Origin of the sequence: Bradyrhizobium sp. SBR1B (assembly GCF_014198205.1) — a bacterium.
GTDB lineage: Bacteria > Pseudomonadota > Alphaproteobacteria > Rhizobiales > Xanthobacteraceae > Bradyrhizobium.
This window is the reverse complement of the sequence record NZ_JACIHC010000023.1, coordinates 31992-44402: the sequence shown is the minus strand read 5'-3', so window position 1 is coordinate 44402 and position 12411 is coordinate 31992. Positions and strand designations below refer to the sequence as shown.

The window sequence follows — 12411 nt, the reverse complement described above, 5'->3', positions numbered from 1 at the left end:
ACACAATAATTGCCGCGCCCGGCTGGCCTACCAAGCCGGAACTGCGCATCAACCGAGGTAACCATGTCCTACCGCTCCTCCTGGATGACCGAAGAGCTCGACGTCTTCCGCGACCAGTTCCGGAAATACCTCGCCAAGGACCTGGCGCCGCATGCCGAAAAATGGCGCGAGCAGAAGATGGTCGACCGCTTCGCCTGGCGCGGCCTCGGCGAGATGGGCGCGCTGCTGGCGAGCGTCCCGGAGGAATATGGCGGCCTGGGCGCCACCTTCGCCTATGACGCGGCGGTGCTGGACGATCTCGAAAGCACGGTGCCGGAGATGACGACCGGCGTCTCCGTGCACAGCGCCATCGTCGCGCATTACATCCTCAATTACGGCTCGGAGGAGCAGAAGAAGCGCTGGCTGCCGAAGATGGCCTCGGGCGAGATGGTCGGCGCCATCGCCATGACGGAGCCCGGCACTGGTTCGGACCTGCAGGCCGTCAAGACCACAGCGAAGAAGCAGGGCAATTCCTACGTCATCAACGGCCAGAAGACGTTCATCACCAACGGCCAGGCCGCCGATCTCGTCATCGTGGTCGCGCGCACCGGCGACGCCGGCGCCAAGGGCATCTCGCTGATCGTGGTCGAGACCGCATGCGCGGACGGCTATAAGCGCGGGCGCAACCTCGACAAGATCGGCCTGCATGCCTCCGACACCTCGGAACTGTTCTTCGACAACGTCACCGTGCCGCCCGAGAACCTGCTCGGCAAGGAGGAAGGCCAGGGCTTCGTCCAGCTGATGCAGCAATTGCCGCAGGAGCGCCTTGCGCTCGCGGTCGGTGCCGTCGCCTCGATGGAGCGCGCGGTCAAGCTCACCACCGACTACACCAAGGAGCGGAAAGCGTTCGGCAAGCCGTTGATGGATTTCCAGAACACCGCCTTCAAGCTCGCCGAGCGCAAGACCGAAGCAATGATAGCGCGCGTCTTCGTCGACTGGTGCATCGAGCGCCTGGTCGCCGGGGATCTCGACACCGTCACGGCGTCGATGGCGAAATACTGGTGCTCGGAGAAGCAGGTCGAGACCGCCGACGAATGCCTCCAGCTGTTCGGCGGCTACGGCTACATGCAGGAATACCCGATCTCGCGCATCTTCATCGATTCCCGCATCCAGAAGATCTATGGCGGCACCAACGAGATCATGAAGCTGCTGATCGCGAGGTCGCTATAGGTATCTCGGCAACTCCGAGCAGAATGAGCAAGAGCAACGATAAGTCGTCATGCCCGGCCTGGTCCCAGGCATCAACGTTCTTCTTGCACGCGCGATGCTCAATCGGATGCCACCAGCAGCCGCCCAATGGCGCCTCGCTCCGGGCGACCTGCGGCCGCGATCGGGTGCTCGACCAGGCCATGACAGCTGGGCTGCTCTCAGACTAAGTCGGTGCGGCCTCTGCGAACGTCTGGGGCCCAATCGCGCTTGCATCTCAAGGTTACTTTTCATAAAATTGCTCGCAAATATCAATTCTTGATTCCAAACAGCATTTTTTCGATGAGCTGATCATTAACACCAAAGGATTTCATCCATGGCTACTGCAAGTGATCTAGAGATTTCAACCTTCAAACAATGCGGTCCATTGATAAAGTTTGCCGCCCAAACGATAACGGACAACGAAAAGAAAAAAGCCCTGGCCGAAGTTATAACGACTGTTCAAGAAAGTCTGGATGCACACTCAGCTAACGGTTGGACGCCGGCAATAGCTTCAAAGTTCTGGATCAGCTTCAATTCGCTTTGTTCGCTCATAAGTCCAGTCAACACCGACACGCTCATTACGAGCACGGACCAAATCCCATCCAGATTCTGGCTTGCGCCGGCGGGGGCGATGACGACCGCCCCACAGCGCGCTGCATTTTGGTACATGTCGCTTCTGTTCGTGTTGTTGATCGTTTCGGCAACGCTAATGTTTCTCACGTCAAATACCACAACCATAAACGACGACGTGAAAAACCTAGTGAAGGCGACAGATCCGATAGCAGACGATATCGTGAAGCAGATTTCAATTTTGAGGGATAAAGGTCTCACCAAAGACGACGACTTTGTTGCTCCTGGAAAAGCGGAACTGCAGAAGGATGCCGAGTACCGAACTGCTGCTGGAAAACTAGCGAGTGCACTGCCGACATTGTATGCCAACGCAGATACACTTTATGCGAAAACCGATTCAGTCGTTTACCTAAACTGGAAGCGTTTTCCCACTTGCGAAAGAGACAAGGAATTCTCGAAATCGTCATTCTGTTACGAAAAAGGTGATGGCGGCATTCCGACAAGACTGAACGTCGTGCAAGATACGGTCGACAACTATCGCTTATTGTCGCGTCGCGCCCAGCCCATAACTCAGCGCGCGCAAGATGTTGGAAGCATGATCAGGGCAACCATCTTGCCCATTTTATTGGGATTGACTGGCTCCTGTGCCTACGTTGTCCGGATGCTATCAGAGCAGATTAGAAGCAGCTCATATTCTAGCACGTCCGGAATTCGCAATTTAGTCCGCGTAACACTAGGAGCTCTAGCAGGCGTCGCCATCGGCTTCGGCGGTGTCTTGTCGCAGAGTTCGGTGTCTGCCTTTGCTCTGTCGTTTCTCGCCGGGTACGCCATCGAACCCGTATTCGCAACGTTCGACAGCATTGCGAATAAGCTCAAATAACGCGTTCCGGGGGCATCGAAGAACACGTTCGGTCGCGCTTCCGTCTTGGCAAGCTCGTCGCGCCGAATGGCGCGACGGCAGCAGCGAGGTACGCTCCCGATTCCCCACGTTTAGCGCTCAGTTCGGATGCCACCAGCGGCCGCCGATGACGACGCCTTCGGAGACGATCTTGCGGTCGCCGATCAAATGCTCGCCGACGACGTCCTCGTAGTCGAACTGGCCCTGCCTGACCGTAACAAGCGTGGCGTCGCCGACGCAGCCGGGCTTGAGGCCGCCGAGCTCGGGGCGGCGCAAGGCCATCGCCGCATTCACCGTCGAGGCCGCGATCACGTCGGATAGCTCCATGCCCATGCACAGGAATTTCGACATGGTCGTGACCTGGTCATAGGCCGGGCCATCGATGCAAAGCTGATGGATGTCGGAGGAGATGGTGTCGGGGTAGAAGCCGTTGGCGAGCATCGCGCGCGCGGTCTTGAACGCGAACGAGCCCTTGCCGTGGCCGATGTCGAACAGCACGCCGCGCTCGCGCGCGTCCAGCACCGCCTTCTTCACCGTGCCCTGCGCCGTTGCCGGCGTATTCGGGAACGGGCGGAACGCATGGGTCAGCACGTCCCCGGGACGGAGGCGTGCCAGCACCTCCTCATAGCTCGGCGGCGGATGGTCGATATGCGCCATCAAGGGCATGCCGACCTCGTTGGCAACCTCGAGCGCGATGTCGAGCGGTACCGCGCCCGAGGTACCCGAGGAATGCAGGCCCACGCGGACCTTGATGCCGACGATGAGATCGCGGTTGGCATCGGCCACCTTGGCCGCCTCGATCGGGTTCATCAGCCGCAACTCTTCGCTTTCACCGACCATGATCCGGTGCGAGAAGCCGAAGATGCCGGCATGGGACACGTGCAAATAAGCGAGGATGCGGACCTGGCTCGGCTCGATCACATGCTTGCGGAAGCCGGCGAAATTGCCGGGCCCGGCGCTGCCGGTGTCGACCGCCGTGGTGACACCGGAGAGGCGGCAGAATTCCTCGGCATCGATGCCGAGCGAGGTGCCGCCCCAATAGACATGGGTGTGCAGATCGATCAGTCCGGGCGTCACGATATAGCGCGAGACGTCGCGCACCTCGGTGCCCGGATCCGCCTTGAGCCCGGTGCCGACTGCCGCCACCTTGCCGCCGGCAAAGGCGACGTCCATCACGGCATCGAGCTTCTGGGAGGGGTCGATCACTCGGCCCCCGCGCAGGATCAAGTCGAAAGTCATTTTTGTCTCCGGACGTGGCATGGCGGGCGCGGGCCAAGCCGCTTCCTGCCTCTTTCAATGGCCTATAGCAAATCTTGCACCAATCGAGCAAAGCACAGGGACAATCGAGAACGGGGCCGGCGCTCGCCGGTCAACCGTGCCTGCGCCACGCCCTGAAATCGTCCTCGACGAATGCGGCGGCGGCCTTTGCAGCGGCATGGAGCCAATCATTGTCGCGCTTGCTCAGATCTGCAGCGATCCTCTCCGATGCACCCTTGGCGGCATGAATGGCGCCGATGTCGAAGCCCATGACGTTGAGCAGATCGAGCTCCAGGCTCATGTTCGCGTGATCCCCGAGATTGATCTTGCGGGAGTCGGGCGCAAGGCGCCGGATCACGAAGCCGCTCCGACGTTCGAGCGCGAGGTGTGGATCGGGAGCTCGATACGGAGCTTTGGCGAGGTCAAGGAAGCGCAGCTTGCCCTGCTGGTCGTGCGCCCAATCCCAGGCCGACGGCACCAGCGCCTTGGCTTCCCTGACGATCTGGCCGCCGCACCAGTCGGCGATGACGAGAAAACGGGGCCGGCCCAGGCTGCCGACTCCTGCCACGCGCGTCGCGAAGCGACCGGATGAGGCGCCGGGCGGTAGTTTCTTGCGGAGGGCTGCGGCAACGAGGGACGGTGGCTTCGCCCGCGGGTAGTTCTTCACATCGTCCCAGAACTCCTGACGTTCGTCGTCGGTGCATGCCACATAAGCGCGCATCCAGCTCGCCTGCTCATCCAGTAGCGAGGGCAGCGGCTTCTTGAGACCCTTCTTGTAACCATCGAGAATCGCCATGGCGGCGTCGCCATTGCCGACATGGGTCATGGCTCTCGCCTTCTTTTTCCTGGCCTTTGGCGCCAGCCGCGCGCTCGTCGCCAGGCGCACGAGATCGAAGGGATAGGCGATGCTCGCGGCCTCGTCGAAATCGTTGACGCCCCAGACGAGACGTCCCTCCGCGTCGCGCCAGGTGCCGAAATTCTCGATATGAGTGTCGCCCACGGACGGCACCCGCGGCGCGTCCTTCAACTCCGGGCAGAGCGCTTCGATACACCTGGCCCAGCGGAAGAAAGTTGCACGAAGGAAGACGAACGGGTCATCTTTCATCTTCTTGTGCTTTTCGTCGAGGTCGGGCTCGACGACCGTGCATTGGGAACGCAGCCAGCGCTCGAACGCCTTGTTGTCGTCCAGAAATGAACGCGGCTCGATCCCGCCGCTTCTGTTTGACGTTTGCTTGATCACGGCCAGAGCTTCCTGAAGCGAGTGATGATGAGCGAGCCCTGTGGAAATGATTGCAGCGAGCTGCTGCGCGGGGCATCCAGATCTTCAATTACAAAGCGAGCAGGATACCCCCGCCGCTACCCTTCCGCTAGCCGGGACGACATGACCTCGCCATCGTCAGCGGCGGGATGACGGGCGAACACGAGGGCGAAGCCGAAGGATTGGGGAAGGCGCACGCAAGCCCCCGGGGGGCGGCCCGCAATCACGTCAAGTGTCTGAGATATTGGCGATCCCGGGAAGACTCGAACTTCCGACCTACGGTTTAGGAAACCGTCGCTCTATCCGGCTGAGCTACGGGACCGCGGAACCCGTGGGTACGGGTTCGATCCCGTCATAGCAGAGCAAAATGCGGTTCGCCAGCCGTCAGGCGGGCCAGACCATCGTCAACCTGAACGGGGTGGCTATACAATCGCTGCCAGGCCCCCCTCAGCGGAGCAGCTCACATGATCGAAAGCATCAGCGCCATCACGCTCGGCACGCATGACATGGAGCTCGCCGTGCACTTCTACCGATCGCTGGGGTTCGAGCTCCTGTATGGTGGCGAAGCCGCCGCATTCACGAGCTTCCCCGCCGGCAGCGGCTATCTCAATCTGACTGCGCAACCGGAAGACAAGCGCTGGTTCTGGTGGGGCCGCGTCATCTTCTACGTGGCCGATGTCGACGAGACCTACGCACAGGCGCGCGCTGCCGGGTGGCAGCCGTCGACGACGCCGCGCGATGCGGAATGGGGTGAGCGCTACTTCCATCTCACCGACCCCGACGGCCATGAGCTCAGTTTCGCACGGCCGTTGTCCTGACCGAATAAGTCGCATCTGCTGACGTTCCAACGCGCAAGTAGCGCTGTCTCAGCCGCCGTGGCAAGCTCAGCGCGGTTTCCTCAAGTTCTAACCAGGGAGGACGACCATGGTAACCTATGTTGTGCTGTCGAACTTCACGGATCAGGGAGTCCGCAACGTCAAGGACTCGCCGAAGCGGGCAGACGCCTTCAAGGAGATGGCCAAAACGTTCGGCGTGACTGTGAAAGAGATCGTCTGGACGCAGGGACGATATGACGTTGTGACCGTTATCGAGGCTCCAGATGAGGCTGCCGCGATGTCGCTCAGCCTGAGTCTCAGCGCACTCGGCAACGTCCGCACCGAAACGCTGCGCGCGTTTTCGGCAGCGGATATGACAAAGATCGTCGGCAAGATGCTCTGACGCTCAGGCCCGCGCGAGCGCACCGGACCCGGGATGGCAATCCCGGGCAGAGGCCTCTCACGCCCTGATATTGTTGTCCTTGACCACCTTGCCCCAAGTGGCGACCTGCTTGTCGAAGAAGGTCTTGAAGGCGGCGCCGTCCTGGAGCAGCAGCGTCATGTGCTGGGTGTCCTTGAGCTGGGCGGCGGTCGCGGGCTCGCTCAGTATCTCCTTGGACGCCGCCGCGAAGGCTGCGACGATATCGGGCGGCGTGCCTGCGGGCGCGAAGATGCCCCACCAGGCCAGCGTCTCGAAATCGGGAAAGCCCGCCTCGATCGCGGTCTGCGTATCCCCCAAGGCCGGCAGCCGCTCGCGGCCGAGCTGCAGGATCGGACGCAGCATGTTGGTGCCAAGCTGGGCGGCGACCAGCGCGGCCGATCCCGCGATGAGATCGACATGGCCGCCGAGCACGTCGTTCATGGCCGGCCCGCCGCCGCGATAAGGCACGTGCATGATCTCGACCCCAGCCTTGCTGCCGAGCACGGTCATGGCGAGATGGCCGAGCGTGCCGATGCCGACGGACGCATATTTCACCGCGCCCGGAGTCGCCTTGCAGGCGGCTACCACATCGGCAAAGCTCTTGTAGGGGCGGCCGGCGCCGGCGGCGATCACATAGGGCGCAGTGCCGATCAGCAGCACCGGCATCAGCTCGCGCTCGACGTCGACCGGCGGCTTGTCGAGGATCGACGGAATCACAGCATGGGAATCGAACGTCACCAGGAACGAGGTGCCGTCCGCCGGGCTCTTGGCGACTTGCGCCGCGCCGAGCGCGCCCGCGGCGCCCGACTTGTTCTCGACCACGACGATGCGACCGAGCTTGGTTTGCAGGCTGGCCTGCAGCAGCCGCGCCATCGCATCGGTCGAGCCGCCCGGCGGAAACGGCACCACCAGCGTGATCTTGCCGGCCTGCGCCATCGCCGGCGTCAATGCGAGAATGGCCGGTGCAGCCAGCAGCGTGCGTCGTGTGATCGTCATGGTCCCCTCCCTTTTTGGTTTCGGCGCCCGGCTTTTGCTCTTTGGCGCTACAGCATGATCCGGAAAAGTGTGCAGCGGTGTCCCGATAAGACCATGCTCAAGAAAATACCCTAAGCGCGAAGCGCTTAAGTCGTCCCGAAGCCCGACCCAGCTTTCTTGTATTCTGGCCGAGGCGGACTGAAGATGTCCAGCACCCGGGCCCCATTGGGGCCGGCGCGCATGGTGTGCGGCACATTGCCCGGGGTGCGCCAGAAATCGCCCTTCGTCACGGCAATTTCCTCATCGCCCTGGACGCGGATGGCGGAGCCATCGAGCAGCACGCCCCATTGCTCCTCGGGATGATGGTGCAGCGTGCCTTGCGCATGCGGCGCCAGCGTCACCACCGACAGCATCGCCTGCTCGCCGGAGAAGATGCGCGTGGTCACCCCTGAAGCGAGCTCGCGGAACAGCCCGTCGCTGGGATCATCGATATTGTGGAATTCTTCCTTCTGACTCACGTCGCCCTCTCCTTCATTCTCGTTCGATCAAGTCTTGCCATAGGAGCCCTGATAGCGGCCCTCGCGGATCGCCTTCAGGGTCTCCTCCTCGCGCGCGACCTGGGCGCGGACCGCTTCGAGCAGCGCCGCGGCGCCGGCGGCGGGAAACGACACGACACCATCCTCGTCACCAACCACGATGTCGCCGGGCGCAATCACGCTGCCGCCGATCGTGACCGGCACGTTGATCTCGCCGGGGCCGTTCTTGTAGGGACCGCGGTGGATCACCGCACGGGCGTAGCAGGGGAAGTCGTCGGCCGCGAAGGCCGCGACATCGCGGATCGCACCGTCGATCACATAGCCTTCCGCTTTGCGCCATTGCGCGATGTTCTTCATGATCTCGCCCACCAGCGCGCGCGTCTCGTCACCACCGCCATCGACCACGATGACGTCCCCGGGGCCGACCAGCTCGAGCGCGCGGTGGATGGCGAGATTGTCGCCGGGGCGCGTGCGCACCGTGAAGGCAGTGCCCACCAGCTTAGCCCCGCGATGATAGGGCTTTAGCCCGACCGCGCCGGGCAGCCGGGCGAGATTGTCTGAGATGACCGAGGTCGGCGCACCGCGAAAACCCTCGATGATCTCGGCCGGCGGTTTCGGCACGCTGTTGGCTGCGATCGTGATGGTCATGTCCAAAAATCCTTCCTTCTTAATCGGCGTGCGCCCGCGCCTTCGCCGGCATGATCCGGAAGGCGCGCCCTTCCTTCATCCACGCCGCGCGCTCGTCGCGCAACAGTGTTCTGCGAACCTTGCCTGAATCATCGCGCGGCGGGGCGCCGACGATCTCGAAGCTTTCCGGATGCTTGTAGCGGCTGAGCCTGTCCTTCAAGAACTCCGCCATGCCGTCGGCGATCGCCTGGCCGTCGGCATCGCCCTCCGGCTCGATGATGGCGTGCACGCGCTGGCCCAATTCCGGATCGGGCAATCCCACCACGACGCAGGATCGCACACCGGGAGACTCGGAGACGGCAGCCTCGACCTCGGCCGGATAGATGTTGGCGCCGCCGCGCAGCACCATGTCGGCGAGGCGGTCGCCGAGATAGAGATAGCCTTCCGCATCCAGCCTGCCGATATCACCGAGTGATTCCCAACCATCGCTGCGGCGCTTCGGCTCGGCGCCGAGATAATGATAGGTGGCGTCCCTGCCGTCATTGTTGAGGAAATAGATCTCGCCGGTCTCGCCGGGCGCGACGTCGTTGCCGTCCTCGCCGATAATGCGTAAGCGCGCCATCTCGCCGATCTTGCCGACCGAGCCCTTGTGCGTCAGCCATTCCGTGCCTGATATGATGCAGGAGCCTTGCCGCTCGGTGCCGCCATAGAGCTCCCAGATCCGCTCGGGGCCGAGCCAGGCGATCCAGTTCTCCTTCAGCCAGGGCGGCATCGGCGCCGCCATGTGGAAGACGGTCTGAAGGCTCGACAGATCGTAGGCGTTGCGCACCTGCTCCGGCAGCGCCCAGATCCGGTGCATCATGGTCGGCACGAAATTGACCCATTGCACGCGCTCGCGTTCGATCTGCCGCAATGTCTCCTCGGCGTCGAACTTGACGAGACCGGTGAGCTGGCCGCCGGTGAACAGGGCGTAGTGCGACACGATGAACGGCGCGTTGTGGTAGAGCGGACCGGGATTGAGCAGCGAGACTCCGAAGGGGATATTGAGCGGCGGCGCGGCGACCGTGTCGGTCACGGCCGGCTGATGATCGAGGATCACCTTCGGCCGGCCGGTCGAGCCGCCAGAGGTCATGGCCTTCCAGTAGCGCGCCACCGGCGGATTGAGCGGCTCATCGGAGAATCCTTCCGGCACGAAATCCGCCGGGAGGCGGTTCGGCGCGTTCCAGTCGGCCTCGCCGCCGACCACCAGCGCCGGCTTGAGAATGTCGAGCACGGCGGCGGCCTCGCCGCGCGGCAGTCGCCATGACAGCGAGGTCGGTGTCGCACCGCACTTCCAGACCGCAAAGGAGGTCTCGAAAAACGCGTTGCCGTTGGGCAATCCGATCGCGACGAAGTCGCCGGGCTTGACGCCTTTGGCCATGAACGCCCGCGCGCGCCGGTTGGCGCCGCGCTCGAGCTCGTCCCATGTCAGCGTGTCCTGCCCGTGACGGATTGCAATCGTGCCATGTGGTTTGCGTTCAGCGTACCAGCGCGGCACGTCAGACAGGGGCAGCAGCATCGGGCGTTTCCATTTCGTTTCTTGGGGTCTTTCTTGGCGCCGCCTCAGGTGAGGCGCTCGCAAGGCGAAGTGTAGCAGCCCGCCGGGGCGGTGCTGTGACTCACGCGCCACGTCAAGCACAAAATGTCAGCATCCCGGCCATGAAATTCCCGGGTTCCATGGGTGACAAGCCGGCGATAAAGAGGCAAAAATCTGGCTCGACTCAGTTCGGGTTGAGTTTTGCAAGGAATGCTCTCGTAGAATGTCGTCCGTGATAGCATTGCGTCGTGCGGCGCTGGTTCTTGTTGCCGCGGCAGGATTTTTCCTGCTGACGCTCGCGCATGCCCAGGCGCAATGGTGGAAACGCGCGCCGGTCGATTTCGAGGAATGCGCCGACGCGGCCGAGAAGGCTGCGACCAAGTCCGAGAAGACATCCGCGCTTGCCGATTGCAACGCCAAGTTCGCCGGCCGCCGCAAGGCAGGCGGGGGTTATTCCTATTACGACTTCCTGCAGGATCGCACCTTCGACATCGCCGGCCCCAATCCGACGCCGGAGGAGCAAAAGAAAATCGACGCAGCTTACACCGCCTATCTCGCCAAAGAGCGCCGCAGCAACGAAGCGGCCGAGGCCGCCGCCCGTCAACAGCGCGAGCAGCAGGAACTGCAGGCGCGGCAACTCCAGCAGGTCGCGCTGCGAACCGACGTCGCGCGCGTGCCCGTCCCGGTCGAGCGGCCAAAGGTGCAGCAGACCGTCGGTCAGCGCCCGAAGGGCGCGTGCACCAAAGGCTCATTCTCCTGCGAATGGCCGCGGCTGTCGGAGAGCTTGAACGATTTGAAAAAGCTGTTCAATCCGACCCCGAGCAAGCCGGCGAAGAAGGGTTAAGCTCCTCGCACTGACTTGTAGGATGGGCAAAGGCGCGCAAGCGCCGTGCCCACCACCCTGGCAAGACAAAGAAGCAAGACAAAGAGGTTGGTGGGCACGCTCCGCTTTGCCCACCCTACGACAGCGGGGTGTGGAACGTCAGTTCGGTTGCTTCTTCTTGCCGCGCTTCGATTTGACCGTTGGCACATCCACCGGCGCAGTCGTCGGCGAGCTGCCCAACTGCGACCTGCTCTCCTGCAACCGCCTATCATAGCCGGGCGAGTTCACGACCGTCGGCGGTCTCGCAAGAGCGAGCGTCGACGCGCCGCAAAGCGCGGCAAGCGCGAGCCCGATCATCAAGCTACGTTTCATCGGTCCCTCCTTGCACTCAAACCACCGCGCGAATCTGCTGCGGCGTCAGCCGCGGCGGACCGTTGCCGGCGGCTTCGGCCTCCTTGATCAGCGCAACAATGCGGCGCATCAGCGGCACCCCGACATGGTTTTGCTCGGCGAGCGCGATGACGGCACCCTGGAGATAGTCGATCTCGGTCTTGCGTCCCTGTTTCAAATCCTGCCACATCGAAGAGCGCGCCTCGGGATCGATCTTCATGGTCGGTCCCAGGATCGCATTGAAGATCATGTCGGGCAGCCGCAGCAAGGCCGGCGTCCAGTTCATCGGGATCGGCGTCGCCGAGACCGGCGCGATGCCGGCGGCCTTCAGCGCGGCCAGCCCTTCGGCCATCTGGTCGGCGAACAGCCTGCGCCAGTCGCGGTTTGCCAGTTGCGCGGCGAGCGGCATGTCGGACAATGCGCTGAGCGCGTTGTTCAGATTGATGATCAGCTTGCCCCATTGCACGCCGGTGATGTCGCGGCTCGCGCGCATGGCGAGGCCGGATACCGACAATGCCGCGGCCGTGTTCCCAGCGTCCTCTCCGACATGGATGTCGCCGGAGGTCGAGCGGTGGAAACGGCCCTCGCCCATCGCGATCACGTTGAACGGCACCATGCCCGCGAGCACGCGGCGGCCACCGAGACGCTCGCGCAGCACCGCGATATTGCCGATGCCGTTCTGCAGCGAAACGATGACGGCATCCTCAGGCGCATGCTGCGCGATCTGATCCGCGACATCGGCGGTGTCGGCGCTCTTCACCGTGACCAGCACGATGCCGGCGCTGTGGAAGATCGCGGGGTCCTCCGACAGCGCGAGCTGCCCTGCGCCGAGCTTCGTCTCCGAGCCGTCGAAATCCGTCAATCGCAGGCCGAACCGCTCGATCTCGGTCTTCACCCGCGGCCGCACCAGCAGCGCGACACGGCGGCCACTGGCGGCCAGCATGCCGCCGACGAAACAGCCGATGGCGCCCGCGCCGGCCACCACGATCGGTCGATCCGTCATCACCTCGCCTTGCTCCCTGAACGATCGCCCCTCGA

13 protein-coding genes and 1 tRNA gene are annotated in these 12411 nt (G+C 63.0%); 5 read left to right on the top strand and 9 right to left on the bottom strand.

Annotated elements, in window-relative coordinates; genetic code table 11:
- Positions 1–63 precede the first annotated feature (63 nt).
- Positions 64–1209 (top strand): acyl-CoA dehydrogenase family protein, encoded by a 1146-nt coding sequence (locus GGD61_RS35415; protein WP_183232071.1) that lies wholly within the window; start codon positions 64–66, stop codon positions 1207–1209.
- Positions 1210–1561: 352 nt separating this feature from the next.
- Positions 1562–2677, top strand: a complete 1116-nt coding sequence (locus GGD61_RS35410; protein ID WP_183232070.1) for a hypothetical protein — start codon at positions 1562–1564, stop codon at positions 2675–2677.
- 117 nt (positions 2678–2794) lie between these two features.
- On the opposite strand, the gene GGD61_RS35405 is transcribed toward GGD61_RS35410, so the two are convergent.
- From GGD61_RS35405 to GGD61_RS35395, 3 genes are all read right to left on the bottom strand, one after another.
- Positions 2795–3934, bottom strand: coding sequence for an amidohydrolase/deacetylase family metallohydrolase (locus GGD61_RS35405; protein ID WP_183232069.1), 1140 nt, complete (start codon positions 3932–3934; stop codon positions 2795–2797).
- A gap of 130 nt (positions 3935–4064) precedes the next feature.
- The gene (locus GGD61_RS35400) at positions 4065–5192 is read right to left on the bottom strand and encodes a DUF2252 family protein (protein WP_183232068.1); all 1128 of its coding nucleotides are present in this window, start codon (positions 5190–5192) and stop codon (positions 4065–4067) included.
- A 263-nt stretch (positions 5193–5455) separates the two neighbouring features.
- A tRNA-Arg gene (locus GGD61_RS35395) sits at positions 5456–5532 on the bottom strand.
- Between the two features lie 142 nt (positions 5533–5674).
- Between GGD61_RS35395 and GGD61_RS35390 the strand changes: the two genes are divergently transcribed.
- Positions 5675–6028 carry a VOC family protein gene (locus GGD61_RS35390; RefSeq protein WP_092261274.1) on the top strand — a complete coding sequence of 118 codons (354 nt, stop codon included), beginning with the start codon at positions 5675–5677 and terminating at the stop codon, positions 6026–6028.
- Between the two features lie 106 nt (positions 6029–6134).
- Positions 6135–6428 (top strand): GYD domain-containing protein, encoded by a 294-nt coding sequence (locus GGD61_RS35385; protein WP_092261275.1) that lies wholly within the window; start codon positions 6135–6137, stop codon positions 6426–6428.
- 57 nt (positions 6429–6485) lie between these two features.
- Here the strand turns inward: GGD61_RS35385 and GGD61_RS35380 are convergent, their stop codons facing one another.
- From GGD61_RS35380 to GGD61_RS35365, 4 genes are all read right to left on the bottom strand, one after another.
- A complete protein-coding gene (locus GGD61_RS35380; protein WP_018316454.1) occupies positions 6486–7442 on the bottom strand; it encodes a tripartite tricarboxylate transporter substrate-binding protein in 957 nt (318 codons plus the stop codon).
- Positions 7443–7567: 125 nt separating this feature from the next.
- On the bottom strand, positions 7568–7939 hold the full coding sequence (locus tag GGD61_RS35375) for a dimethylsulfonioproprionate lyase family protein (RefSeq protein ID WP_092261276.1): 372 nt from the start codon (positions 7937–7939) through the stop codon (positions 7568–7570).
- A 27-nt stretch (positions 7940–7966) separates the two neighbouring features.
- Complete coding sequence (locus GGD61_RS35370; RefSeq protein WP_092261277.1) at positions 7967–8605, bottom strand: RraA family protein; 639 nt, start codon at positions 8603–8605, stop codon at positions 7967–7969.
- A 19-nt stretch (positions 8606–8624) separates the two neighbouring features.
- Positions 8625–10142, bottom strand: coding sequence for an AMP-binding protein (locus tag GGD61_RS35365; RefSeq protein WP_092261278.1), 1518 nt, complete (start codon positions 10140–10142; stop codon positions 8625–8627).
- Positions 10143–10383: 241 nt separating this feature from the next.
- On the opposite strand from GGD61_RS35365, the gene GGD61_RS35360 reads away from it, so the two are divergent.
- Entirely contained in the window at positions 10384–11004 is a 621-nt protein-coding gene (locus GGD61_RS35360; RefSeq protein WP_092261279.1) for a hypothetical protein, read from the top strand.
- 138 nt (positions 11005–11142) lie between these two features.
- Here the strand turns inward: GGD61_RS35360 and GGD61_RS35355 are convergent, their stop codons facing one another.
- Positions 11143–11355 carry a hypothetical protein gene (locus tag GGD61_RS35355; RefSeq protein WP_038947385.1) on the bottom strand — a complete coding sequence of 71 codons (213 nt, stop codon included), beginning with the start codon at positions 11353–11355 and terminating at the stop codon, positions 11143–11145.
- Positions 11356–11371: 16 nt separating this feature from the next.
- Entirely contained in the window at positions 11372–12379 is a 1008-nt protein-coding gene (locus GGD61_RS35350; RefSeq protein WP_183232067.1) for a 2-dehydropantoate 2-reductase, read from the bottom strand.
- Between the last annotated feature and the right edge of the window lie 32 nt (positions 12380–12411).